The organism is Paractinoplanes deccanensis (assembly GCF_016862115.1).
GTDB lineage: Bacteria > Actinomycetota > Actinomycetes > Mycobacteriales > Micromonosporaceae > Actinoplanes > Actinoplanes deccanensis.
The window spans coordinates 1-24,662 of record NZ_BOMI01000095.1 but is presented as its reverse complement, the minus strand read 5'-3'; the positions used below and the strand labels follow the sequence as shown (position 1 = coordinate 24,662).

At 70.3% G+C, this 24,662-nt stretch carries 23 protein-coding genes and 1 tRNA gene; 4 read left to right on the top strand and 20 right to left on the bottom strand.

The genetic code is table 11. The features are described 5' to 3' along the window. Position 1 precedes the first annotated feature (1 nt). The 5 genes from Ade02nite_RS24540 to Ade02nite_RS24520 form a co-directional block, all read right to left on the bottom strand. Entirely contained in the window at positions 2-826 is an 825-nt protein-coding gene (locus Ade02nite_RS24540) for a carbohydrate ABC transporter permease (RefSeq protein ID WP_203768389.1), read from the bottom strand. Continuing rightward, positions 823-1,752: a carbohydrate ABC transporter permease gene (locus tag Ade02nite_RS24535; protein WP_203768387.1), complete on the bottom strand. Its 930-nt coding sequence runs from the start codon at positions 1,750-1,752 to the stop codon at positions 823-825. The genes Ade02nite_RS24540 and Ade02nite_RS24535 overlap by 4 nt, the downstream gene beginning before the upstream one ends. Next, complete coding sequence (locus Ade02nite_RS24530) at positions 1,742-3,076, bottom strand: ABC transporter substrate-binding protein (protein ID WP_203768386.1); 1,335 nt, start codon at positions 3,074-3,076, stop codon at positions 1,742-1,744. Before Ade02nite_RS24530 ends, Ade02nite_RS24535 begins: the two co-directional genes overlap by 11 nt. Further along, the gene (gene arfA, locus Ade02nite_RS24525; protein WP_203768383.1) at positions 3,076-4,524 is read right to left on the bottom strand and encodes an arabinosylfuranosidase ArfA; all 1,449 of its coding nucleotides are present in this window, start codon (positions 4,522-4,524) and stop codon (positions 3,076-3,078) included. Before arfA ends, Ade02nite_RS24530 begins: the two co-directional genes overlap by 1 nt. 205 nt (positions 4,525-4,729) lie before the next feature. Beyond that, positions 4,730-5,737, bottom strand: a complete 1,008-nt coding sequence (locus Ade02nite_RS24520) for a LacI family DNA-binding transcriptional regulator (RefSeq protein WP_203768381.1) — start codon at positions 5,735-5,737, stop codon at positions 4,730-4,732. Positions 5,738-5,861: 124 nt separating this feature from the next. On the opposite strand from Ade02nite_RS24520, the gene Ade02nite_RS24515 reads away from it, so the two are divergent. Further along, positions 5,862-6,668, top strand: a complete 807-nt coding sequence (locus Ade02nite_RS24515; RefSeq protein ID WP_239169022.1) for an ATP-binding protein — start codon at positions 5,862-5,864, stop codon at positions 6,666-6,668. Here the strand turns inward: Ade02nite_RS24515 and cysN are convergent. The 10 genes from cysN to Ade02nite_RS24465 form a co-directional block, all read right to left on the bottom strand. After that, entirely contained in the window at positions 6,662-7,960 is a 1,299-nt protein-coding gene (gene cysN / locus Ade02nite_RS24510; RefSeq protein ID WP_203768372.1) for a sulfate adenylyltransferase subunit CysN, read from the bottom strand. The two genes, Ade02nite_RS24515 and cysN, sit on opposite strands and share 7 nt — an antisense overlap. Further along, the gene (cysD, locus tag Ade02nite_RS24505; protein ID WP_203768370.1) at positions 7,960-8,871 is read right to left on the bottom strand and encodes a sulfate adenylyltransferase subunit CysD; all 912 of its coding nucleotides are present in this window, start codon (positions 8,869-8,871) and stop codon (positions 7,960-7,962) included. The genes cysN and cysD overlap by 1 nt, the downstream gene beginning before the upstream one ends. A 59-nt stretch (positions 8,872-8,930) precedes the next feature. Beyond that, a complete protein-coding gene (locus tag Ade02nite_RS24500) occupies positions 8,931-9,821 on the bottom strand; it encodes a 3'(2'),5'-bisphosphate nucleotidase CysQ (RefSeq protein ID WP_203768363.1) in 891 nt (296 codons plus the stop codon). Between the two features lie 22 nt (positions 9,822-9,843). Next, positions 9,844-11,766 (bottom strand): sugar transferase, encoded by a 1,923-nt coding sequence (locus tag Ade02nite_RS24495; RefSeq protein ID WP_379038432.1) that lies wholly within the window; start codon positions 11,764-11,766, stop codon positions 9,844-9,846. A gap of 140 nt (positions 11,767-11,906) precedes the next feature. Further along, complete coding sequence (gene pth, locus Ade02nite_RS24490) at positions 11,907-12,491, bottom strand: aminoacyl-tRNA hydrolase (RefSeq protein ID WP_203768361.1); 585 nt, start codon at positions 12,489-12,491, stop codon at positions 11,907-11,909. A gap of 88 nt (positions 12,492-12,579) precedes the next feature. Next, positions 12,580-13,206 (bottom strand): 50S ribosomal protein L25/general stress protein Ctc, encoded by a 627-nt coding sequence (locus tag Ade02nite_RS24485; protein ID WP_203768359.1) that lies wholly within the window; start codon positions 13,204-13,206, stop codon positions 12,580-12,582. A 334-nt stretch (positions 13,207-13,540) separates the two neighbouring features. Further along, a complete protein-coding gene (locus tag Ade02nite_RS24480) occupies positions 13,541-14,521 on the bottom strand; it encodes a ribose-phosphate diphosphokinase (RefSeq protein ID WP_203768357.1) in 981 nt (326 codons plus the stop codon). A gap of 262 nt (positions 14,522-14,783) precedes the next feature. After that, positions 14,784-16,244, bottom strand: a complete 1,461-nt coding sequence (glmU, locus tag Ade02nite_RS24475) for a bifunctional UDP-N-acetylglucosamine diphosphorylase/glucosamine-1-phosphate N-acetyltransferase GlmU (RefSeq protein WP_203768355.1) — start codon at positions 16,242-16,244, stop codon at positions 14,784-14,786. A 71-nt stretch (positions 16,245-16,315) separates the two neighbouring features. Further along, positions 16,316-16,386 (bottom strand) — tRNA-Gln (locus tag Ade02nite_RS24470). A 39-nt stretch (positions 16,387-16,425) separates the two neighbouring features. Beyond that, complete coding sequence (locus tag Ade02nite_RS24465; RefSeq protein ID WP_239169021.1) at positions 16,426-17,343, bottom strand: helix-turn-helix domain-containing protein; 918 nt, start codon at positions 17,341-17,343, stop codon at positions 16,426-16,428. 161 nt (positions 17,344-17,504) lie between these two features. On the opposite strand from Ade02nite_RS24465, the gene Ade02nite_RS24460 reads away from it, so the two are divergent. Then, entirely contained in the window at positions 17,505-18,455 is a 951-nt protein-coding gene (locus Ade02nite_RS24460) for an acyl-CoA desaturase (protein ID WP_203768353.1), read from the top strand. A gap of 99 nt (positions 18,456-18,554) precedes the next feature. Continuing rightward, complete coding sequence (locus Ade02nite_RS24455; RefSeq protein ID WP_203768480.1) at positions 18,555-19,157, top strand: TetR/AcrR family transcriptional regulator; 603 nt, start codon at positions 18,555-18,557, stop codon at positions 19,155-19,157. A gap of 40 nt (positions 19,158-19,197) precedes the next feature. Here the strand turns inward: Ade02nite_RS24455 and Ade02nite_RS24450 are convergent, their stop codons facing one another. The 5 genes from Ade02nite_RS24450 to rsmA form a co-directional block, all read right to left on the bottom strand. Continuing rightward, complete coding sequence (locus Ade02nite_RS24450) at positions 19,198-19,674, bottom strand: DUF4383 domain-containing protein (protein WP_379038429.1); 477 nt, start codon at positions 19,672-19,674, stop codon at positions 19,198-19,200. A 65-nt stretch (positions 19,675-19,739) separates the two neighbouring features. Next, complete coding sequence (locus tag Ade02nite_RS24445; protein WP_203768351.1) at positions 19,740-21,545, bottom strand: ABC-F family ATP-binding cassette domain-containing protein; 1,806 nt, start codon at positions 21,543-21,545, stop codon at positions 19,740-19,742. Positions 21,546-21,553: 8 nt separating this feature from the next. After that, positions 21,554-22,501 (bottom strand): 4-(cytidine 5'-diphospho)-2-C-methyl-D-erythritol kinase, encoded by a 948-nt coding sequence (locus Ade02nite_RS24440; protein WP_203768334.1) that lies wholly within the window; start codon positions 22,499-22,501, stop codon positions 21,554-21,556. Next, positions 22,498-23,070, bottom strand: coding sequence for a Uma2 family endonuclease (locus tag Ade02nite_RS24435; RefSeq protein ID WP_203768327.1), 573 nt, complete (start codon positions 23,068-23,070; stop codon positions 22,498-22,500). The genes Ade02nite_RS24440 and Ade02nite_RS24435 overlap by 4 nt, the downstream gene beginning before the upstream one ends. Continuing rightward, positions 23,067-23,954 (bottom strand): 16S rRNA (adenine(1518)-N(6)/adenine(1519)-N(6))-dimethyltransferase RsmA, encoded by an 888-nt coding sequence (rsmA, locus tag Ade02nite_RS24430; RefSeq protein ID WP_203768325.1) that lies wholly within the window; start codon positions 23,952-23,954, stop codon positions 23,067-23,069. Before rsmA ends, Ade02nite_RS24435 begins: the two co-directional genes overlap by 4 nt. A gap of 46 nt (positions 23,955-24,000) precedes the next feature. Here rsmA and Ade02nite_RS24425 point away from each other — a divergent pair, with 46 nt between their 5' ends. Further along, a complete protein-coding gene (locus Ade02nite_RS24425) occupies positions 24,001-24,420 on the top strand; it encodes a hypothetical protein (protein ID WP_203768318.1) in 420 nt (139 codons plus the stop codon). The last annotated feature ends 242 nt before the right edge of the window (positions 24,421-24,662 follow it).

Genomic DNA, 24,662 nt, shown 5'->3' with positions numbered 1-24,662 from the left:
GTCATCCTTTCAGGCCGGAGCGGGAGACACCCTCGATCACGTAGCGCTGCGCCACCATGAACAGCAGCAGCACCGGGATGCTGGCGACCAGCGCGCCCGCCATGATCACCGGGTAGTTGATCGTGTAGGCGCCCTGGAGGATCGCGAGGCCCGGCGGCAGGGTGAAGACCTCCGGGCTGAACAGCACGTAGATCGGCCAGATGAAGTCGTTCCAGTTGGTCAGGAAGCTGATCACGGCGAGCGTGGCCAGCGCCGGCTTCGACAGCGGCAGCACCACCCGGGTGAAGATCTGCCACGAGTTGGCGCCCTCGATCAGCGCCGCCTCCTCCAGCTCGCGCGGCAGGCTCAGGAAGAACTGCCGCAGGAAGAAGACGCCGAACGCGCCGGCCGCCCCGGGCACGATCAGCGCCCAGAGCGTGTCGAGCCAGCCCAGCCGGTCGACGATGAGGAAGTTCGGGATGATCAGCACGAAGCTCGGGATGAAGAGCGTCGCGATGATCATGCCGAAGATCAGCCGCTTGCCGCGGAACTCGAGCCGGGCCAGGGCGTACGCGGCCATCGACGCCACCGCGAGCACGAGCACCGCCTGCCCGGTCGCGGCGAGCACGCTGTTGAGGAACCAGCGCAGCACCGGCGTCTGGTCGTTGCCCATCAGCGTGTCGAAGGCGCTCGTGGTGGGCTCCTGCGGAAACACCGTCGGGGGCACCCGGGTCGCCTCGCCTGGCGTCTTGAAGGCGGTGAGCAGCATCCACACCAGCGGCGCGATGAAGATCAGGCTGAGTCCGATGAGGACCGTGTACCAGGCGACGGGGCGTACGCGTCTCATGCGTCCTTCTCCCGGAACAGGCGGAACACGAAAGCGCTGATGATCAGCAGGCAGACCGTCAGCAGGTAGCTCATCGCCGCGGCGCTGCCCATCTTGTAGTCGCGCAGGCCGACCTGGGCGATGTACATGATCGCCGTACGGGTCTCGGTGCCCGGCGCGCCCTGCGTGATCAGGTAGGACTGGCCGAACATGTTGGCGGACAACAGGATCGTGTTGACCACCACGAAGAGCAGCACCGGGCGCAGGCCGGGCAGCGTCACGTGCCGGAACTCGGCCCACTTGCCGCCGCCGTCGATGCGCGCGGCCTCGTACAACTCCCGGGGGATGTCCTGCAGGCCCGCCAGGTAGATCACGGCGTTGAAGCCGAGCGTCCACCAGACCGTGACGCCGACCAGCGAGATCCATGCCCAGGGCAGCGCCGTCGTCCATGGCGCGCTGCCCGGCAGGATCGCGTTGACCAGGCCGAGGTTCGGGTCGAGCAGAAAGCGCCAGAGCACGCCGATCACGGCGACGCCGAGGACGTACGGGGCGAAGTAGACCGCCCGGAAGAAGGTGCGGCCCGGGAAGCTGCGGTTGAGCATCAGCGCGATGAGCAGCGGCACGGCCAGCAGCAGCGGCACGCTGAGCACCGTGAAGATCCCGGTCGCCGACATGCTCTCCCAGAAGAAGTCGAAGACCGCCGAGCTCGAGTCGAACAGCGCCTGATAGTTGTCCAGCCCCACGAACGGCTTGCCGGGCAGCAGGTAGTCCCAGTCGTGCAGGCTGATCCAGAGCCCGTAGACCGCGGGCGCCAGCACGAACGTCGCGAAGACCGCGAAATACGGCAGGACATAGAGGTACGGGGTGAGCGCGCCGGTGCGCCGGGGCCGGCCCGCGGCGCGCTGCTTCGTACCCGCCTGCTCTCGGACAGCCAGGTCAGCCGCCATACTTCTTCGCGTTCTGCTCGAGGATCTGGTTGGCCTTGGCGGCGCCGTCGGCCAGCGCCTTCGCCGGCTCCTTGCGCCCGAGGACCGCCTCGTTGATCGAGGTCACCACGGTGGCCATCGCGTCGGCGATGCCCGGCTTCGGTGGCAGGAAGTGCAGGTCGTCGATCTGCGAGCCGATCGCGGACTGCTCCGGCAGCGCCTTGAACTCGGCGCTGTTCCTGATCTCGGCGCGAGCCGGCACCTGGCCGCCCTTGGCCCACTCGATCGAGTGCTGGCTGATCCAGTTGATGAAGACCTTGCCGGCGGTCAGCTTGTTGTCGTCCTTGGCCTTCTGCTTGAACTGCACGAACTGGTGCGAGCCGGCCCACGCCGCCTTCTGCGTGCCGATCTGCGGCAGCGGCGCCACACCCCACTCCAGGTTCTTGTCCTCCTTGAGCGTGTTGATGGTCCAGATGCCGTTCCAGTTGAACGCGTTCTTGCCGTTGCGCAGGGCCACGATGTCGGCGTCCTGGGCGACGTTCTTGGGGCTCCACCCGTTCTTGACGTGGTCGGTCATCCAGGTCAGCGCCTGCACGCCCGGGTCCTCGGCGAACAGCGCCTTGCTCGCCTGATCGTCGAAGAGCTGCCCGCCGAACTGCCACAGCAGCGACTGGAACTGCATGCTGCCGGTGAACTCGAACGGGGTGACCCAGTCGCCCTGGATGCCCTTGGACTTCATCTGCTCCAGCGCGGCGAGGTACTCCTCGTTGTTCGTCGGCGGCTTCTCCGGGTCGAGGCCGCCCTTCGCCATGACGGTCTTGTTGTAGAAGAAGCCGAGCGGGTGCACGTCGAGCGGGATCGCGTAGCGGGTGTTGTTGTAGACGCCCGCGTTCCAGACCGGCGGCGAGAAGTCCTCGGCCTTGAAGTTGAGCGCCTTGGACAGGTCCTCCAGCGGCAGGATCACGCCGCGAGCGGCGTTGGTGGCCACGTGGTCGACGTGCATGATGCCGACGTCCGGCCCGTTGCCGGTGGCGACCGCGGCCGGCGTCTTCTGGTAGTAGTCGGCCCACTGGTAGGTGTTCATCGACACCTTGATGGTGGGGTGCTCGGTGTTGAACTGGTCGACCAGCTTCTTCATGAACGGGCCGTCGCCGCCGGTGAAGCCGTTCCAGAAGGCCAGCGCCACGTTCGGGCCGGTGTACTCGGTCGGCGCCGGCGCCGCGTTCTGGCCGCCACCGGTGACCTTCTCGTTCGGTCCGCTGTCGCCGCACGCGCCGAGAAGCACGGCTCCGCCGGCGCCGGCGCCGAGGGCGAGCAGGCCCCGCCGGGAAAATTGAAGATTCACTATGACTCCTCGGGAGTGAGGCACAGGGCGTGCCAGGAGACGGGCGGAAGGAGGATCTGGCTCCCCGGCGCGGCCGCCGGGGAGGTCTCGCCGGTGAGCGTGTGGTGCCGCGCCAGGCGGTGCCGTGGGAAGGCGCGCAGGTCGAGGTCGAGCGGCACCGGCTCGGTGCCCCGGTTGACCACGAAGACGGTGAGGTCGCCGGTCTGCTCGTCGTGGGTGGCGACGGCGTCGACGGCGGGCACCTCGCCGTACCGGCCGGTGGTCATCGCCGGTGCGGTGAGCGCCGGCCGCAGCACGGTGCCGCGGGCGAGCCGGGCGGTGTGCGCGAACGGGTGGAAGATGGTCTGCCGCCAGGCCCGGCCGCCGGGCTCGGTGCGGATCGGCGCGATCACGTTGACCAGCTGGGCCTGGCAGCCGATCGCGAGCCGGTCGGCGTGCCGCAGCATGCTGATCAGCAGGTTGCCGACCACCATCGCGTCGGTCTCGTCGTAGTCGTCCTCGATCAGCGCCGGCAGCTCCTCGATGTCCCGGTCCTCGGGCTCGGTGAAGCGCGACTGGTACCAGACGTTCCACTCGTCGAGCGACAGCTTGATCCGCTTGCTGCGGCGCAGCTTGGCGCGGACGTGGTCGGCGGTCGCCACCACGTCGTCGATAAAGCCGTCGAGGTCGACGGCGGAGGCCCGGAAGCTGGCCTCGTCGTGCTTCTCGGGGTCGTAGTAGGTGTGCAGCGAGATGTAGTCGACCTGGTCGTAGGCCTCCTCGAGAACCGTCGCCTCCCAGGCGCCGAAGGTGGGCATGCCCGAGTTGGAGCTGCCGCAGGCGACCAGCTCGATGCTCGGGTCCACGCGCCGCATCGCGTGCCCGGCGCGGGCGGCGAGCCGCCCGTACTCCCGGGCGGTGAGGCTGCCGATCTGCCAGGGGCCGTCCATCTCGTTGCCGAGACACCACAGCCGTACGTCGTGCGGCCGCGCCACGCCGTGCTTGCGGCGCAGGTCGGCGGCGGCGGTGCCGTCCGGGAGGTTGCAGTACTCGACGAGCTCGGCGGCGGCCTCCACGCCCCGGGTGCCGAGGTTGACAGCCATCATCGGCTCGGCGCCGGCCAGAGCGGCCCAGCGCATGAACTCGTTGAGCCCGAAGGCGTTGCTCTCCAGCGCCCGCCAGGCCAGGTCGAGCCGGCGGGGCCGGTCGCCGCGCGGGCCGACGCCGTCCTCCCAGCGGTATCCGGAGACGAAGTTGCCGCCGGGGTAGCGCACCGTGCTGACGCCGAGCTCGCGGACCAGCTCGAGCACGTCGCCGCGCAGCCCGTCGTCGTCGGCGGCCGGGTGGCCGGGTTCGAAGATGCCGGTGTAGACGCAGCGGCCCATGTGCTCCACGAAGGAGCCGAAGAGCCGGCGGTCGACCGGGGCGATCACGAAGGCGGGATCGAGAGTGAGGTGCGCCACTGCCATGCCACGTTTTTACAACGTTGCATTCATCGTTGTAAAGAGAGCGATGTAAACGTCCGGAAATTCGCCTGTAACGTTTTGCGCGGTCGCGCGCCGGGGAACGCGACGAGGCTGCGCCGACGGGCTCTCCCGGGGATGGATCAGGCTGCGCCGGGGCGCTCACCCCGGGATGGATCAGGCTGCGCCGGGGCGCTCACCCCGGGATGGATCAGGCTGCGCCGGCGGTGCTCTCCCGGACCACCAGGCGGTGATCCACGCGCAGCTCGCGGGGAGCCCCGACCGCGGCCGGCCCGTCGCCGAGCCGCTCGGCGAGCAGGTCGACGGCGAGCTGGGCGATCCGCGCGGCGTCCGGCGAGATCGTGCTCAGCGTCGGGGTGGAGAAGCGCCCGTCCTCGATGTCGTCGAAGCCGATCACCGCGACGTCGCCGGGCACCGACAGGCCGCGCTCCAGCAGGGTGCGCAGGGCACCCAGGGCGAGCAGGTCGTTGAAGCAGAAGACCGCGTCCGGCGGCTCACCCTCGTCGAGCAGCCGGGCCATCGCGGCGGCGCCGTCGGCCCGGTGGAAGCTCGCCACCGGCATCTCCAGCGTCTCGAGCCCCGCCTCGGCCAGCACCGACCGGTAGCCGGCGAGCCGCTGGTGCGCGGTCACCGCCGAGGGCGCGGTCTGCACCCCGATGGCGGCGATCCGGCGCCGGCCCAGCGAGCGCAGGTGGCGGGTCGCGTCGGCGGCCGCGGCGGTGTTGTCTATCGCGACGTGGTCGGCCGGTCCGTGCCACACCCGCTCGCCGAGCAGCACCATCGGCGTCCCGCTCTGGTGGGCGAGCTCCTCGCCGGCCAGCGCGAGCGGGCTGAAGATGAGCCCGTCGATGGCGTGCCGGCGCAACCCGGCCACGAGGTTGCGCTCGCGCTCGGCCTGCCCGTCGGTCTGGTCGATGAGGACGGTCCACGAGCGCTGCTCGGCGGCCTGCACGATCAGCCCGGCGACCTCGGCGAAGTAGGGCGACTGGAGCTCCGGGACGGCCAGCGCGATCACGCCGGAACGGCCGCTGCGCAGCTGGCGAGCGGCCATGTTGGGCACGTAGCCGAGCGCCTCGATGGCGGCCTGCACACGGGCGCGCGTCGCGGGGGCCACGTGCACATAACCGTTGACGACATTGGAGACCGTCTTGATCGAGACACCGGCCCGCGCGGCGACATCCTTGAGGCCCGGCGGCACGGAACTGGACTATACAACGTTGCAGTACTTAAGTCCGATCACCCGGCGGAGCTAAGGGCCGCCTCATCGATCTGCGTTCGCGGTTACCGTGACGGGCATGTCCATGAGCGCAGCGTGTCTGCCCATGCAAGCGTCCGTCCGCATCGAGAGCGACGCCGAGGCTTCCGTCGCCCTCCTCACCGTGTGCGGCGCCTGGGACCGGCCGCTGTGGCAGACGGTCTCGGAGACCCTGCGCAAGTGCCTGGCCGAGCATCCGGAGGCGCTCATCGTGGACCTGTCCGGGCTGGACGACCCGCACGCCAGCTCGGCGCCGACCTGGATGGCGGCGCGGGGCACCGCGGCGACGATGGACCCGCCCGTGCAGCTGGCCCTGTGCATCCCGCCGAACCTGCCGCTGGCCGACAAGATGCAGCGCCTCGGCGCGCCACGCTTCCTGCCCGTCTATGCCAAGGTGCGGCAGGCGCGGGTCGCCATCGCCAGCCGCCTGCCGCTGACCGAGCGGCTGATGGTGACGCTGCAATCCGACGCCGAGGCGCCCAGCGTCGCCCGCAACCTGGTCAGCGACGCCTGCCTGGCGTGGGACCTGCCGCACCTGCTGCACCCGAGCCGCATCGTGATGAGCGAGCTGGTCACCAACGCGGTCGAGCACGCGGGCAGCGAGATGACGGTGGTGGTGAGCCTGCGCGGCCCCGGCGTGCACCTCTGCGTCGCCGACCTGTCGGCCGAGCCGCCGCGCCTGCTCAAGCCGAGCCGGGTGCGCCGGGGCCGGCCGCTCGACGAGCGCGGCCTCGGCATGCGGCTGGTGCAGGGCACCGCTGCCGCGTGGGGATCGCTGCCCACCAGCACCGGCAAGGTGGTGTGGGCGACGTTGCAGCCGCCCCGGGCCGGCAAGGCCCGGGCCAGCCGCAACAACATGCCCAGGGGCTACTGAGCCTCGATGATCATCCCGGCGCCGACCGTGCGGTTGGTGCTCTCGTCGATCAGGATGAAGCCGCCCGTGGTGCGGTTGCGCCGGTACTCGTCGGCGAGCAGCGGCACGGTGGTGCGCAGCCGCACCCGGCCGATCTCGTTGAGCTTCAGCTCGCCGGCGCTCTCGTCGCGGTGCAGCGTGTTGACGTCGAGCCGGTACTGCAGCCCGCGCACGACGGTCCGCGCCGAGCGGGTGGTGTGCTTGATGGCGTACTTGCCGCCGACGCGCAGCGGCGCCGACTCGTCCATCCAGCAGACCATCGCCTCAATGTCCTGGGCGACCGCCGGCGCGTTGTGCGGACGGCAGATCATGTCGCCGCGCGAGATGTCGATCTCGTCGGCCAGCCGGACCGTGACCGACATGGGCGGGAACGCCTCGTCGACCGGGCCGTCGGCGGTGTCGATCGCCGCGATCTTGCTGGTCAGCCCGGACGGCAGCACCATCACGTCGTCGCCCGGCTTGAGCACGCCCGAGGCGACCTGGCCGGCGTAGCCGCGGTAGTCGGTGACCGTGGTCGACTGCGGGCGGATCACGTACTGCACCGGGAAGCGCACGTCGACCAGGTTGCGGTCGCTGGCGATGTGCACGTGCTCCAGGTGGTGCAGCAGCGACGGCCCGTCGTACCACGGGCTGTTCTCCGACCGCGAGGCGATGTTGTCGCCGTTGAGCGCCGACACCGGGATGATCGTCAGGTCGGTGATCTCGAGCTTGGCCGCGAACGAGGTGAACTCGTCGGCGATCCGGTCGTAGACCGCCTTGTCCCAGTCGACCAGGTCCATCTTGTTGATGCAGAGCACCAGGTGCGGCACGCGCAGCAGGCTGGTGAGGAAGGCGTGCCGGCGCGACTGCTCGACCAGGCCCTTGCGCGCGTCCACAAGGATCAGCGCCAGGTCGGCGGTGGAGGCGCCGGTGACCATGTTCCGCGTGTACTGGATGTGGCCCGGGGTGTCGGCGATGATGAACTTGCGCCGCGGGGTGGCGAAGTAGCGGTACGCCACGTCGATGGTGATGCCCTGCTCGCGCTCGGCGCGCAGGCCGTCGGTGAGCAGCGCCAGGTTGGTGTACTCGTCGCCGCGGGACGCGCTGGCCGCCTCGACGGCCTCCAACTGGTCCGCGAAGATCGTCTTGGTGTCGTACAGCAACCGGCCGATGAGGGTGGACTTGCCGTCGTCGACGCTGCCGGCGGTGGCGAACCGCAGCAGGTCCATGCCGCGCGCGGCGGCGGCGTCAGGCTCGAGAACTGCCTGGCTCATCAGAAGTAACCCTCTCGCTTGCGGTCTTCCATCGCGGCCTCGCTGACCTTGTCGTCGCCGCGGGTCGCGCCACGCTCGGTGATGCGGGTCGCGGCGACCTCGTCGATCACCTTGTCGACCGTGTCGGCCTCGGAGAGCACGGCGGCGGTCTGCGAGGCGTCGCCCACGGTGCGGTAGCGGACCCGGCGCACCTCGGAGGTCTCGCCGTCCTTGAGCCGGATGAACTCGTTGACCGCGTAGAACATGCCGCCGCGCTCGACGACCTCGCGGTCGTGGGCGTAGTAGATGCTCGGCAGCGGGATCTGCTCCTTGGCGATGTAGTGCCAGACGTCGAGCTCGGTCCAGTTGGACAGCGGGAACACCCGGATCGACTCGCCGGGGTGGTGCCGGCCGTTGTAGAGCGCCCAGAGCTCGGGGCGCTGGTTCTTCGGGTCCCACTGGCCGAACTCGTCGCGGAAGCTGAACATGCGCTCCTTGGCGCGCGCCTTCTCCTCGTCGCGCCGGGCGCCGCCGAAGAGGGCGTCGAAGCGGTACTTCTCGACGGCGGCGAGCAGCACCGGCGTCTGGATCCGGTTGCGCGTGCCGTCGGGCAGCTCGCGCACCAGGCCCGTGTCGATCGCCTCCTGCACGCTCGCGACGACCAGGTTGAGGCCGAGGGTGGCCACCCGGGTGTCGCGGTAGTCGAGGACCTCGGGGAAGTTGTGCCCGGTGTCGACGTGCATCACCGGGAACGGGATGCGCGCCGGGGCGAACGCCTTCTCCGCGAGGCGCAGCATGACGATCGAGTCCTTGCCCCCGGAGAACAGCAGGACGGGACGCTCGAACTCGGCCATGACCTCACGCATGACGAAGATGCTCTCGGCTTCGAGAGCATCCAGATGCGAGACGCGGTACGGCTTTGTCTGGCTCATCGGTGGGTTCCAGACCTTTCCGGCATTGTGGCGCTGTTTGTGTTACCTACGGGGAACCGTCATTTTGACGGAAGGTGACGCTGCAACGCTGCAAGTAACCGAGGAGCGAGATCCTTACGGCACACCACCAGGTCAGGCAGCTTGGGGTCTGCCTCGTTGTATTTCAGCGCAGAACCGTCGATTCGGCTAGCGTGCAGGCCGGTGGCCAGCGCCACAGCGACCGGCGCGGCCGAATCCCACTCGTACTGCCCGCCCGCGTGCACGTAGGCGTCGGCCTCGCCGCTGATCACCGCGGCGATCTTGACGCCGGCCGATCCCATCGGCATCAGCTCGGCGCCGAGCTCCTCGGCGAGCGCGGTCACGAAGGCCGGCGGCCGGGTGCGGCTCGCGGCGATCCGGATCGGCCCCCCGTTCGCCGACTCCAGCGGCAGCGGCGGATAGGCCGGCGGGTGGTCGGTGGCGATCGTGCGGTGCTGCGCGGGCATCGCGACGGCGCCGGCCGCCAGGCACGACGGACTGCCGCAGTCGGCGGTCCAGAGCGCCACGTGCACGGCCCAGTCGGCGCGGCCCTCCTCGGAGAACTCGCGGGTGCCGTCGAGCGGGTCGACGATCCACACCCGGTTGGCGCCGAGGCGCTCCGGGCGCACGCTGCCGTGCTCGCCCTCGCGCCACGCCGTGCGCGCGTGGTCGTCCTCCTCCGACAGCACCGCGTCCGCCGGGCGCCAGCGCGCGAGCTCGGCCAGCATCAGGTCGTGCGCCGCCTTGTCGCCGGCGGCCTTGAGGGCCGGGCCGTCGGCGTGCCCCATGTCGGCCCTGACCTGAAGCAGGGCCTGGCCCGCCCGGTCCGCCAGCCAGCGGGCGAAGGCGGCGTCGGTGACCGGCGCGGTGCCGGTCTCGGTGTTTTCCCGTTGCGAGTTCACGCGTGCCGACGTCTCTGTCCGCTCGCCCATCAACCAGCTCTCCTATTGAGTGTCAGTACGCGCCCGATGACCGCACCACTGCCGTCATCGTGCGCAACAGGATCACCAGGTCCAAACTGAGGGACCAGTTCTCCACATAGCGCAGGTCCAGCCGGACCGCTTCCTCCCACGGTAGATCGGAGCGTCCCGAAACCTGCCACAGGCCCGTCATGCCCGGCTTGACGGCCAGCCGGCGCCGCACGTCGTCGGCGTACGCCGCGACCTCGGACGGCAGCGGCGGACGCGGCCCGACCAGCGACATCTGCCCCAGCAGCACGTTGAGCAGCTGCGGCAGCTCGTCCAGGGAGAACCGGCGCAGATATCGCCCGACCGGGGTCACCCGCGGATCATCACGGATCTTGAAGAGCACACCGTCGTGCTCGTTGAGATGCCGGAGCTCCGCCAGGCGGGCCTCGGCATCGACATACATGCTGCGGAACTTGAAGATGCGGAAGTGACTGCCGTCACGGCCGACCCGCACCTGACGAAAGAGTACCGGCCCGCGGGACGTGACCCGCACACACAGTGCGACGCCGAGCAGCAGCGGGCCGAGGAGCACCAGCAGCGCCAGCGCGCCGAGCCGGTCGACCACCTCCTTGACCAGCCGCGAGCCGCCGTGCAGCCGCGGGTGCTCGACGTGCAGCATGGGCAGCCCGTCGAACGGCCGGATGGTGGTGCGGGCGCCGGCCACGTCGACCAGCGCGCTGGCCACCACCAGGTCGACCTCGTCGCGCTCCAGCCGCCACGCCAGCCGGCGCAGCTGGGCGCCGTCGAGCTCGGGGCAGCTCAGCACCACCACGGTGTCCGCGTCGGCCTGTTCCACCGCGCTCGCCACATCGTCGAACGTGCCGTAGACGACCAGCCCGTTCATCCCGGCGCCGTCGTGCCCGCGCGGGATGCAGGCGCCGACCACCTCGAGCCCGTGGTACCGCTCCCGCCGCAGCTGGCGGGCCATTCCGATGATCGACAGCTCGTGCCCGACCAGGATCACCCGGCGCAGGCTCTCGCCCCGGGCGCGCGCCATGTGCAGCCGCTTGCGCAGCGCGAAGCGCAGCACCGCCGAGGTCGCGATCGCCGTCGGCAGCGCGGCGAGGACATAGCTACGAGCAAGATCCAATTCGAGCGCGTACGAGACGAGCGCCGCGCCCGCGATCAGCCCGACGCCGCCGCGGAGCACGCGCTGGTATTCGTCGGTGCCCACGAACAGGTAGCGGCGCTCGTACGCCCGCGAGACCGCCAGCACGGCGAGCAGCAGCACGGGCAGCAGCGCCGAGAGAACGACGTAGCCGCGGTTGTAGGTGGTCACCTCGTCGCCGAAGCGCAGGCCGAACGCGGTGGCGCCGGCCGCCGTGCCGGCCAGCAGGTCACAGAGCACGAGCGCCCGCACGTAGCTGCGCTCCCACCGCTGCCGCCGCGACATGGCCGCGTGCCGGCCACGCATCCGCACGAACGGCCGCACCACCGGCCGGACCGCCGAGGACCGGTTGCGCCGCTGCGACCAGTGCCGCTCGATCGCCTGATTGCGCCCGGGATCGGCCCGCTCCTGAACGGCCCGCGGCGGCGCGTTGTCCGGCTTGCCGACCCTGACCGGCGGCGCCTCCGCGCCGACCCCACCGGCCGGCCCGCCCGGGCCGGTCCTGCCCGCCGAAGCGTCGCACCGATCCGCGGCGCCCCGGTTCAGCTGATTCATAGCGCTTTTTGCCGGTGCATTGATGGGCCAGTCGCCGGTGCGCGCGCCCGCGCCCGACGGGGGCGGGCTCAGCGGCACCACCGGCGCCGGGATCTTCGAGGCCGCGGCGCGGGGCCGGGCGCGCGGGCCCTGGTTCGCCGGCGGGTGGTTGGCCTGGCCGTACCCCTCCGGCGGCGTGACCTCCGGCAACAGCACGGTCGGCTCGGTCAGCACCGACTCCTGCTGCTCGGACAGGTCCTGCCGCATCCCGAACCTCCCCCGTCCGCCGGTCAAACCGCACCGAACCGGTGCGTACGTGTGACCAACGGTCGGACAGTCGAGAGCGTCACGGGATCGAGAGACGGACAAAACCGCCCAAATGATCTATCCGTTCGAGCCTCGCGAGATCAACCGCCGTGGTATTTGTTCTGCGCCCACTCGACACCCTCGAGCACGATCGCCTCCACCACGTCGGCCGCCCGGTCGACGAGAAAGTCCAGCTCCTTGCGCTCCACGCCGGAGAAGTCGGAGAGCACGTAGTCGGCCGGATCCTGCCGCCCGGGCGGACGGCCGATGCCGAACCGGACTCGCGCGTACTCCTTGCTCGACAGCGACTTCGACATCGAACGCAAACCGTTGTGGCCACCCTCACCACCGCCACGCTTGGCCCGTACCTGACCGAAAGGCACATCAAGCTCATCGTGCACGGCGATCACGTTCGACACCGGCACTTTGAAGAACTGGGCCAGCGACACCACCGGCGCGCCGGAGAGGTTCATGTAGGTCAGCGGCTTCACCAGCACCAGCTTCGGCCCGCCGAACCCCAGACGGCCCTCCGCCATCTCGGCATGCGCGCGCTTGGACCGGCCGAACTTCGCGCCCACCCGCGACGCCAGCAGATCGGCCACCATGAAGCCCACGTTGTGCCGGTTGCCCGCGTACTCCTTGCCCGGGTTGCCCAGGCCGACCACCAGCCACGCGTCGTCGCTCACTGATTTCCCCCAGATATGCGCATCGGGGAAAGTGCCCACCGGCACTTTCCCCGACCACTGCTTTCGGTCCGACTGGGCCCGACGTTCGTTACTCCGCGGCGGGAGCCTCTTCGCCCTCGGCGGCCTCGCCACCCTCGGCGGCCTCGCCACCCTCGAGCTGCTCGGCGGTCTGCGCCTGCGAGACGATCGCCAGCACGAAGTCGGGCTCGACGGCCAGCTCGACACCGTTCGGCAGCGGCACGTCGCCGGCGGTCACCTGCGAGCCCGCCTCGAGGCCCTCGATCGACACGTCGAAGCCGGTCGGCAGGTGCATCGCCTCGGCGGTGACGGCGAGGGTGTTGGACTCGTGCACGACGAGCGTGTTGCGGGCGGCCTCACCGGTCAGGTTCACCGGGACGTCGACCTGCACCTTCTCGCCACGCTTCACGATGATCAGGTCCACGTGCTCGTACGTGTCCTTGATCGGGTCACGCTGGATCGCCTTCGGCAGGGCGAGCGTCGCGCCCGAGGCCCCCGCGATGTCGATCGTGAAAACCTGGTTGAGGCCGCCGTGCCGGATCGCGGCCGCGAACTCACGGGCCGGCAGCGCGATGTGCTGCGGCTTCTCGCCGTGGCCGTAAAGCACGGCGGGCACCAAACCGGCCCGGCGCGTGCGGCGGGCACCACCCTTGCCGAACTCGGTGCGGGGCTCGGCGCTGATCTTTACCTCGGACACGGGGAAACTCCTGAAACTCTTCGATCGGGCTGCGTCTAAGTCGGCGGGCTGCGGCAGTGTGGTGATCGGCCACCGGGAGGTGCTGGAGGCCGTCGTCGGCGCTGCCGGGCAAGGGGGCGCGCTGGGCACAGGCCCGGAGCACCGCGTCGATCACGGTGTCCCCGAAATGGCTGCGAACCTCAGCAGACCGCGGGGCACCCTCGCCGTGGCAACCGCACTATCTTACCTGGCGCATGAGCGCACCCCTCAGCGGGTCCGGCCCGCTCAGGCGCTCCGCGCAAACTTCACCCGAGAGAGGTTTCAGCACCGGCCCTCCGGCCCGGCAGCCCTCGCCTCAGCTCAGGCCACCGAACAGCGTGGTCACCGAGCCGTCGTCGAAGACCTCGCGGATCGCCCGGGCCAGCAGCGGGGCGATCGACAACACAGTGATCTTGTCGAGTCGCTTCTCCGGCGGCAGCGGCAACGTGTTCGTCACCACCAGCTCGCTGATCCGGCTGTTCTTCAGCCGCTCGGTCGCCGGGTCGGACAGCAGCGCGTGCGTCGAGGCCACGATCACATCGGCGGCGCCCTCGTCCCAGAGGATGTCCGCCGCCTTGGTGATCGTGCCACCCGTGTCGATCATGTCGTCGACGATCAGGCACACCCGGCCCTCGACCTCGCCGACCACCCGGTTGGCCACCACCTGGTTGGGCTTGAGCGGGTCGCGCGTCTTGTGGATGAACGCCAGCGGGCAACCACCCAGCCGGTCGGTCCACCGCTCCGCCACCCGCACCCGGCCCGAGTCGGGCGCCACCACGGTCATCGGGCGGCCCGCGTACTTCTTCTGCACGTGCTCGGCCAGGATGTCCATCGCGAACAGGTGATCCACCGGCCCGTCGAAGAAGCCCTGGATCTGCGCGGTGTGCAGGTCGACGGTGAGGATGCGGTTGGCACCCGCCGTCTTCAACAGGTCGGCCACCAGCCGCGCCGAGATCGGCTCGCGCCCGCGGTGCTTCTTGTCCTGCCGCGAATACGGGTAGAACGGCAGCACCACGGTGATCCGCTTGGCCGACCCCCGCTTCAGCGCGTCGATCATGATCAGGGTCTCCATGACCCAGCGGTTCACGCCCTCGGTCACCGACTGCACGACGAAGGCGTCCGAGCCGCGAACCGAGTCCTTGAACCGGACGAAGATCTCACCGTTGGCGAACTCGTACGAGTCCGCCGGAGTCGGCGCGACGCCGAGCACCTGGCCGATCTCGTCCGCCAGCTCCGGGAAACCCCGTCCGGAGAAAAGCATCAAACTCTTACGGTTCTCCGCGACGATGCTGCCCATCGGCTCGCTACTCCCGTTGGATCGAGGGGGTGGGGATGTGATCGAGTGAAGTATCCCCCGAGGCCACCGAACCGCCACGTTACGCGGGCGCCGGGTGGGATGCCTCACCCCCGGGGGATCAGTCCAGCTCAGAACGGGTCCACCGGACGGCACCGCACCACCGAGCGCACCCACCCCATCACGATCGGGCGCGCCGGGCGTTCACCTGTCGGATACCCGCCACACACCGGGTTACCCCCGGCGCCGCCAAACTCGCCCGGGGCTACTCGGCCTCGGAGATCTCACCCTCCGGAGCCTTCGCCGCCTCGAACCGCTCCGCGGCCTCCGCCGACACCGTGCCGGCCCGGCGGCGCGCCACCCAGCCCTCCACGTTGCGCTGCGGCGCCCGCGTCACCCCGAGACTGCCCGCCGGCACCGTCTTCTGGATCGCGCTGCCCGCCGCCACGTACGCTCCCGGCTCGATCTCCACCGGAGCGATCAGCACCGTGTCCGAGCCGACGAACGCGGCCTCACCCACCGTCGTGTGGTTCTTGTTGACACCGTCGTAGTTCGCGAAGATCGTGCCCGCGCCGATGTTCGACTTCGCGCCGATCGTCGCATCACCCACGTACGACAGGTGCGGAACCTTCGCCCCGTCACCCAGCTCCGCGTTCTTCGTCTCGACGAACCCGCCCACCTTGGCCTTGCGGCCCAGCTTCGTCCCCGGCCGCAGGAACGAGAACGGCCCCACGGTCGCCTCGTCACCGATCCGCGCCCCGATCGAATGCGTCCGCAGCACCACCGCGCCCGCACCCACCGTCGTGTCGATCAGCGTCGTGTCCGGCCCCACGATCGCGCCGGCGGCCACCGTGGTGTCCCCCAGCAGCTGCGAGTTCTGGTCGATCTCGGCGTCCCGCTCGATCGTCACCGTCACGTCGATCCACGTCGTCGCCGGATCCAGGATCGACACACCCGAGCGCATCCACGCCTCGTTCACCCGGTCACGCAGCAGCGCCCGCAGCTTCGCCAGCTCCGCCCGGTCGTTGCAGCCCAGCGTCTCCTGAGCGTCCGGTGCCACGAACACGCCCACCGGGTCCCCCGCCGACGCGAGCAGCCCGAACACGTCGGTCAGGTACTCCTCGCCCTGGTCGTTGTCGGTGGAGAGCTTCGACAGCGCCTCCCGCAGCGACGACACGTCGAACGCGTAGATCCCCGCGTTGATCTCACGGATCGCCCGCACCTGCGGCGACGCGTCCCGCTCCTCCACGATCCGCTCGAGATTGCCCGCCGCGTCCCGCACGATGCGCCCCAGCCCGGTCGGATCGGGCACCTCGGCGGCCAGCACGGTCGCGCCGCGCCCGCCGGCCTCGTGCGCCTCGATCAGGCTCGACACCGTCTCGGGCCGCAGCAGCGGCACATCGCCGTTGAGCACCACCACGGTCCCGCCGGCATCCGGAACGGCCTCGAGCGCGATCCGCACCGCGTGCCCCGTGCCGTTCTGCTCCGCCTGCAACACCGGCACGGCACTCGGAGCGACCTCGGCCAGGTGCGCCTTGACCTGGTCGGCCTTGTGCCCGACCACGACGATCACCTGCTCCGCCCCCGCCGGCTCAGCGGCGGCCAGCACGTGACCCACCAGGGTGCGCCCGAGCAGCGGATGCAGCACCTTCGGCGTGGCGGACTTCATCCGCTTGCCTTCACCGGCAGCAAGAACGACGACGGTACGACGAGGGGCCTGGCTCACGCGGTACTCCATTGCTCGCAGTAGAGACATTTACGCAGAGAGGCGGCGCCAACACAGCCGCGGACAGACTGCTCCCGGAAGAGGATTCGAACCCCTATAAACGGCACCAAAAGCCGCGGTCCTACCATTAGACGATCCGGGACCTATTTCGGACATATCCCCTGAGGGATCCGTCCACCGGTCACATCTTAGCGGCACGCCACCGATCACCACTCGCCGCGATCCCGCGCATGACTCCCTCCACCTCCCAGTAGAGCCGGGACGACTTGGGCACATAGACGATCAGGCAACCCCGGTAAGAATCCCCGACGTTCCGCCGAACCGTGGACGGATTGTGCGTCTTCTCGGTGGCCCGCCGGAAGTGCTCGGCCGGAACACCGACAACACCGGCCCACCACCTGGTGGCCGCCGGAATGTCCGCGGACTCGTGGATGCTCAGCCGATAGGTGAGCTCCGCACGGTCGACGCCCAGCATCTCCACATACCGGAGGAACAACAGGATCAGGGCCGGGTCACTGTTGATGAACATCAACCCCGGCGTGCTCTTGGTCCACGGCTTCTCCTTAGCGCCCTCACACCAGTAAGCCACCGCACCGATCAGGATCACCTCGCGGTCGGACAGCTCACCGACCCACCCGGCGAGACGCTCTGCGCAAGCCGCGCGGTCCGCATCGCGCCTCCGGCGATGCGGTTCCCAACGGGCCTGGCGCATCTGCTCCATGTGCCGGCGGCGGCGCTCCTCCGCCTCCTCGGGCGTCTTGTCGAGCGGCTCGCCCTTCGTCCACAGGTAGGCCGTCGACTTGGATATCCCCAATCGCTGGGCGATCTGTGGCACGGACTGCCCCATGCGCCTAAGCTCCAGGGCGCTCTGTCGCACGTCGTCCTTCGCCGTCGGCCGCCGCGTCCACGCCGGCGCCTCGATGCCGCGCAGCCACTCGCTCAGCGTGCCGTTGCTGACTCCGAAGCGCCTCATCAGCTGCGAGCGCGACAGGCCAGGATCGACCCGCAGCCGCCGCGCCTCCTCGCGCCGCGACTCCCGGTCGCCATCGCCACTCGCACCCACATTCGCATTGACATTCCAACGTTCCCCCATGCTCATGCCACGACGTTAGAACATATGTTCGATGAGCGGTAAGTCCCTCGATGTGCCAACTCGATGTGAGACGCCCTTGGAGTGCGGTGTGACGCCCGTTACGGTGACCTAAGTTACGGTGACGTAGCCGTAACTACTTGATCTCTCCCCCGGCGCAGCGAGGTGTCATGACGTCCACGGTCGAGACCGGTTCCAAGCCCGCACCCAAGCCCCTCACGGACGGCCCGCAGTCGCGCGGCATCCTCGTCGCCCTCTACGGCTTCGTTATCGTCCCGTTTCTCGCCGTGCTCGCCGCCGTGCCGGTGGCGTGGGGCGGCTGGCTCTCCTGGGCCGATGTGGCGATCGGCGCGGTCTTCTACCTGGTCTCCGGCCTGGGCATCACCGTCGGTTTCCACCGCTATTTCACGCACGGCTCGTTCAAGGCGAAGCGCTGGCTGCGGGTCACCCTCGCGCTGGCCGGATCGCTGGCGATCGAGGGCAACGTCATCCAGTGGGTGGCCGATCACCGGCGGCACCACATGTTCAGCGACCAGGAGGGCGATCCGCATTCGCCGTGGCGCTACGGCACGGGTTACTGGGCACTGACCAAGGGCTTGTTCTTCGCGCACATGGGCTGGATGTTCAGCCGCGAGTTGTCGAACCGGGCGCGGTTCGCGCCGGATCTGCTGGCCGACCGGGACATCAACCGGATCGACCGGGCCTTTCCCGCGATCGTGCTCTTCTCGACGTTGGGGCCGGCGCTGATCGGCGGGCTGGTGACCTGGTCGTGGCAGGGCGCGCTGACCGCGTTCTTCTGGGCCGGGGTGGTGCGCATCGGCCTGTTGCACCACATCACCTGGTCGATCAATTCGGTGTGTCACGTGTACGGGGAGCGCCCGTTCGAGGTGCGCAACGGCGACCGGGCGTCGAACTTCTGGCCGCTGGCGATCGTGTCGCTCGGGGAGAGCTGGCACAACCTGCACCACGCCGATCCGACGTGCGCGCGGCACGGCGTCCTGCGGGGCCAGATCGACATCTCGGCCCGGGTGATCTGGTTGCTGGAGCGGACGGGTGCGGCGTTCGGGGTGAAGTGGCCCGATCCGGACCGTCTGGCGGCGAAGATGGCGGGGACGAGGTAATCGGGGCAGACCTGGCAGGATGACCGGGTGACCGATGCAGACGACAGCGCCGAGCGTGCCCGTGCCCGCAGGCAGCGTCCGGCGGGCACGCGGGTGCGCATGTCGGCGGCCCAGCGCCGGGAGCAGCTGATCGCGATCGGCCGGCAGCTTTTCGCGGAGCGTGGTTTCGACGCGACCAGCGTGGAGGAGGTCGCCGCGCGGGCCAAGGTCTCCAAGCCGGTGGTGTACGAGCACTTCGGCGGCAAGGAGGGCCTCTACGCGGTGGTCGTCGACCGTGAGGTCCGTGCGCTGCTCGACCGGATCGCGGCGGCGCTGACCGCGGGTCATCCGCGGGAGTTGCTGGAGCAGGCTGCGCTGGCGCTGCTGGATTACATCGAGGAGGAGCCGCACGGCTTCAAGGTGCTGGTGCGCGAGTCGCCGGTGTTGTCGCCGGCGGGCAATTTCTCCAGTGTCATGAACGACGTGGCGCACCAGGTGGAGCACATTCTGGGCGGCGAGTTCAAGAGCCGCGGCCTCGATCCGAAGTTCGCGGAGCTCTATTCGCAGGCGCTGGTGGGCATGGTGGCGCTGGTGGGCCAGTGGTGGCGTGAGGCGCGCAAGCCCAAGAAGGAGATGGTGGCGGCGCACCTGGTCAACCTGGCCTGGAACGGTCTGTCGCACCTGGAGCCGAAGCCGGGCCTGATCACCCGCAAGGTCAAGTGAAAAGGGCCGCCGGACGGGCGGCCCTTCGCAACGACGATGGTCAGGCGGTGCGGCCCTCGCGCACCTGCCGGGGAGCGCCGGCCTTGCTGGGCGCGGCGACCTTGCTGTAGAGGCCGGCGGTGATGAGCACGAGGCCGACGAGGTAGGTGACGACGACCGTCGACATCGTGAAGCCGAAGAAGTTGGCGTCGGTGCGGTTGGTGGCGAGCTCGTAGCTGCCGATGACCAGCAGGGTCCAGCCCACGTACTTGTCGGCCTCGACGTCGAGGTTGCGGCCGATGACGCTCGCGCCGAGCACGATCGCGCCGAGGATCAGGCTGAGGATCGACCAGAGCAGGTTGGAGCCCTGGCCGAGCACGCGTTCGCCGTTGTCGCCGGTGAAGCTCTCGCCGGAGGTCTGGATGAACCCGACGATCGCGAACACCACGAGGTAGGCGCCAGCCAGGAGGCCGAGCGCGCGGTACAGCGGCCGCAGCGGGTGGTTTACCGGGGTGTGCGCCATGGTGTCCGTCTCCAAGGTCAGGTGTTGTACACGCCGATTCTCGCGTATCCCGGTCAAGCGGCGCAGGCACACCCCCCGGATCAGTTTCCGGGCACTTGCTCCGCGAGCTCGAGCCAGGCCTCCTCGACCGCGGCGCGTTCCTCCTGCACCGCTTTGAGCTGTGCGTCCAATTCTAGGATCTTGTCGTAGTCGCTGCCGTGCTCGGCGAGGCTCTCGTTGATCTTCAGCTCGCGCTCCTCGAGCTTGGCCAGCTGCCGTTCGAGCTTCGCGAGGTCCTTGCGGGCCTGGCGCAGCTCGGCCGCCGAGAGGCCACTCGCGCTTTCCGCGCTTTTCGGCTGTACGCCGGGAGCGGCGCCCACGGAGGGTGCGTGCTGGGACGCGGCGCGCGCCAGGTATTCGTCGACGCCGCCCGGCAGGTGCACGAGACGGCCGTCGCCGAACATCCCGTACGCCGTGTCGGTGACCCGTTCGACCAGGTAGCGGTCGTGGCTCGCCACGATCATCGTGCCCGGCCAGGAGTCGAGCAGGTCCTCCAGGGCCGCGAGGGTGTCGGTGTCGAGGTCGTTGGTGGGCTCGTCGAGCAGCAGCACGTTGGGCTCGGTGGCGAGCAGGCGCAGCAGTTGCAGGCGCCGCCGCTCGCCGCCGGAGAGGTCGCTGACCGGCGTCCAGATGCGCTTGTCGGTGAAGCCGAACACCTCGGCGAGCTGTCCCGCCGAGAGTTCCCGGTCGCCGAGCTTGACCCGCTTGGCGACCTCTTCGACCGCCTCGAGCAGGCGCAGCTCGCCGGGCAGCTCCTTGAGCTCCTGGGACAGGAACGCGGGCCGCACCGTCGAGCCGGTGACCAGGCGCCCGCCGTCGGGCGTGGTGACCCCGGCGAGCAGGCGCAGCAACGTGGTCTTGCCGGCGCCGTTGGCGCCGAGGATCGCGATGCGGTCGCCGGGGCCGACCTGCCAGGTCAGACCCGAGAAGATCGTCTTGGGGCCGGCGGCGAGGGAGACGTCCTCGAGGTCGTAGACCTGCTTGCCGAGCCGGCTGGTGGCGAGCCGCTGGAGGCTCACCTTGTCGCGCACCGGCGGCACGTCGGCGATCAGCGCGTTCGCGGCGTCGATCCGGAACTGCGGCTTGGAGGTGCGCGCCGGCGGGCCGCGCCGCAGCCACGCGATCTCCTTGCGGAGCAGGTTCTGCCGGCGGGCCTCGATGACGGCGGCGACCCGCTGCCGTTCGGCGCGCGCGAGGGTCCAGGCCGCGTAGCCGCCCTCGTACGTGTGCACCTGCTCGTCGACGACCTCCCAGGTCGCCGTGCAGACCGCGTCGAGGAACCACCGGTCGTGGGTGACGACCACGAGCGCGCCGCGGCGGGTGAGCAGATGGCGGGCGAGCCAGTCGACGCCGGCCACGTCGAGGTGGTTGGTGGGCTCGTCGAGGATCAGCAGGTCGCTCTCGCGCACCAGCAGCGCGGCCAGCGCGACCCGGCGGCGCTCGCCACCGGACATCGGCCCGACCGGCGTCTCGAGGCCCAGGTAGCCCATGCCGAGGCCGTCGAGGATGGCCCGGACCCCGGCGTCGCCGGCCCACTCGTGCTCGGCGCCCATGCCCTCGCTGAGCCAGGCCGTGCCGAGCACGACGTCGCGCACGGTCGCCTCGGCGGCCAGCGCCAGCGTCTGCGGGAGGGTGGCGACGCGCAGGTCGCGCCGGTGGGTGACCCGGCCGGAGTCGGGCTCCTCGCCCTTGGCGAGCAGCCGCAGCAGGGTGGACTTGCCGGCGCCGTTGAGGCCGACGATGCCGACGCGGGCGTCGTCGTCGAGGCCGAGAGAGACGTCGGTGAGCAGTTGACCGGCGGCGCCGTAGCCCTTGGAGACCCGGTCGAGGTTGATGATGTTCGCCACGATGCGGACTAGGTTACCCGCGCGCCCGGCATCGGCCCCCGCGCGGTGACCGCCTCACGGCACACCCCGGCGGCGTTGAGCGCGGCCGCGACCTGACCGGCGTGCGCCGCGTCGCGGGCCAGGAAGACGCAGGTGGGCCCGGAGCCGGAGACGATGCCGGCGAGCGCGCCGGCCTCGTCGCCCGCGGCGAGCACCCCGGCCAGCTCGGGCCGCAGCGCGAGCGCGGCCGGCTGGAGGTCGTTGCCGAGGGCGGCGCCGAGCACCGCCGGGTCGCGCTGGCGCAGGGCGGTCATCAGCTCGTCGGGGTCGCCCAGCGCCTTGGGCGGGAACGAGCTGTCGCGCAGCTCGTCGAGCTTGCGGTAGACGGCCGGGGTGGACAGGCCGCCGTCGGCGATGGCGACCACCCAGTGCCAGGTGGTGGGGCGAGCCAGGATCGGGCTGACCGCCTCGCCGTGCCCGGTGCCCAGGGCCGTGCCGCCGTGCAGCAGGAACGGGATGTCGGAGCCGAGCGTGGCACCGACGTCGGCCAGCTCGTCACGGGACAGCCCGGTGCCCCACAGCAGGTCACAGGCGATCAGCGTGGCGGCGGCGTCGGCGCTGCCCCCGGCCAGCCCGCCCGCGAGCGGAATGCTCTTGCGCAGGTGCAGCCGCGCGTGGGCCGGCATGCGGGTGCGCTGCGCGAGCGCCCGGGCCGCCCGCATGATCAGGTTGCTGTCGTCGAGCTCGAGCGTGCCGGTGCCCTCGCCCTCCATGGTGAGCGTGAGCGTGTCGCCGGCCCGCGCGGTCAGCTCGTCGAACAGGCTGATCGCGTGATAGACGGTGTTGAGCTCGTGGAAGCCGTCCGCCCGCAGCGGCCCCACCCCGAGATGAAGGTTGATCTTCGCGGGGACCCGCACCCGCACCGGCCCGTGATGCCGGCGAGGCTCGTCATCGTCCGGTCCCCATGCTTCGGTCACGGAGTGATGTCCCGGATCGGCAGCTTGATGTCGAAGGGCGCGCTCAGCACAAGCTCCTCAGCGGAATCGGCGGCCAACTCGTAGGTTCCGTTCACCAGGTCGTAGGCGAAGACGTGGACCGGCTCCTGCTCGATGCGCCAGTAATGCGGTATGCCAGCTCGGGCGTAGAGCACCGGCTTCTCCAAGCGATCGCGGCGCTTGGTGCTGGGCGAGACGACCTCGGCCACGAGCACCACTTGGTCCGGCTGGAACAGGTGGCGATTGGGCACCGGTCTGCGAAGAAGCATCACATCCGGCTCCAGCGAGTCGGCGAAACTCATCGCCACGCCGACATCGGTGGCCGAAGCCAACTCGGCGGGCGCATGCTGGCGAAGCCACAGCCAGAGCAGATTGCCCGTCTCCTGATGGTGGTAAGCAGGCTTGGGAACCACGACGGCGACTCCGTTGTCAAGCTCGACGCGAGGTGCTTCGTCAGGAAGGTCGAGGATCTCCTCAACGGTGTAGTTGCCCAGCCGTTGCCGCACGGGGTTCGGCGCCCAGGCAAGTTCGCCGCTCGTCTCCGCCGTCATGAATCCACCTCCTCTTGCTGACTGCCGGTCGGGCTGAGCTTACCGCCGGGGGGCGACACTTTTGCCGCCGCCGCGATCGCCGCGAACTGCTCGACGGTCAGCGCTTCGCCGCGCGCCTGCGGGCTGATCCCGGCCGCGACCAGCAGCTTCTCGGCACGGTCCGGCCCACCGGCCCATCCGGCCAGGGCGGCCCGGAGGGTCTTGCGGCGCTGCGCGAAAGCCGCGTCCACGACCGCGAAAACCTCCGATCGATCGACGTCACCCGGAGGGGTGCGCTTGGTGAACGCGACCAGCCCCGAGTCCACATTGGGCACCGGCCAGAACACCGCGGGCGGCACCTTCCCGGCCGCGCGCGCCTCCGCGTACCAGGCCAGCTTCACCGACGGCACCCCGTACACCTTGGAACCGGGGCCCGCCACCAGCCGGTCCGCGACCTCCTTCTGCACCATGACCAGGCCGCCGCGCAGGGACGGCAGCTCGGCGAGCAGGTGCAGCACCACCGGGACGGCCACGTTGTAGGGCAGGTTGGCGACCAGCATCGTGGGCGCCGGGTCGAAGTCGGCGGCGCGCACATGCAGCGCGTCGGCGTTGTGCACGGTCAGGTGCTCGTCCGGGACGGTCCCCGGCAGCGCCTCCGCCAGACGAGGGTCGATCTCGACGGCGTGCACGTGCCGCACCGCCCCGACCAGGCCGAGGGTGAGCGAGCCCAGCCCCGGCCCCACCTCCAGCGCCACGTCGCCCGGCTCCAGCCCCGCCGCGGCCACGATGCGCCGGATCGTGTTGGGGTCGTGCAGGAAGTTCTGGCCGAGCTTCTTGGTCGGCGCCACGCCGAGACGGGCGGCCAGTTCCCGGATCTCCGCCGGGCCGAGAAGTGCGTCAGCCATGAGTCGAGAGCCTACGGGGGCGGCGGGCGCGGGGTACAAACGAGCCATGAGCCAGTTGCTGGTGTTGCAGGCGGTGGTGGAGGCCACCCCCGAGGCGGTCGCCGCCGTGCTGCTCGACGTGCGCCCCGGCGGCCGCTCCCCGATGGCGCTCGACGGCACGATCGAGGAAACGGACGTCGGCGACGAGTTCGAGGTCCTCCACGACGGCGACAAGGTCAAGGTGGCGATCGACCGCGGGGCCCGCTCGGTCACCATCGAGGGCGCGTGGTGGTACCGCGGGGTGACCTCGGTCGAGCCCGACCCGCTGGGCAGCCGCGTCCGCTTCCGCATGTTCAACATCGCGGAGGGGCACGGCTGGGCGGTCCGCTTCGTCTCCCGCGGCCCGATCAACGCCGCACCCCGCGAGTTCGCCGAGACCATCCACCGCCTCGGCACCGAGCTCGGCGTCCCCGCCCACGTCGTCTGAGCCCCGCCACAGCCCCACCACAAAGCCCCCGCACCACAAAGCTCGCCGCACCACGCAGCCCGCCCGACCGCACGGCCCGCCCCCACGCAGCCCGGCGCACCGCAGAGCCCGCCGCACCACGCAGCCCGCCGCACCAAGCCCCACCGCGCAGCCCGCCCCACCACAGAGCCCGCCGCCACCACAGAGCCCGCCCCACCACGCAGCCAGCCGCGCCAGAGCCCGCCCCACCACAGAGCCCGCCC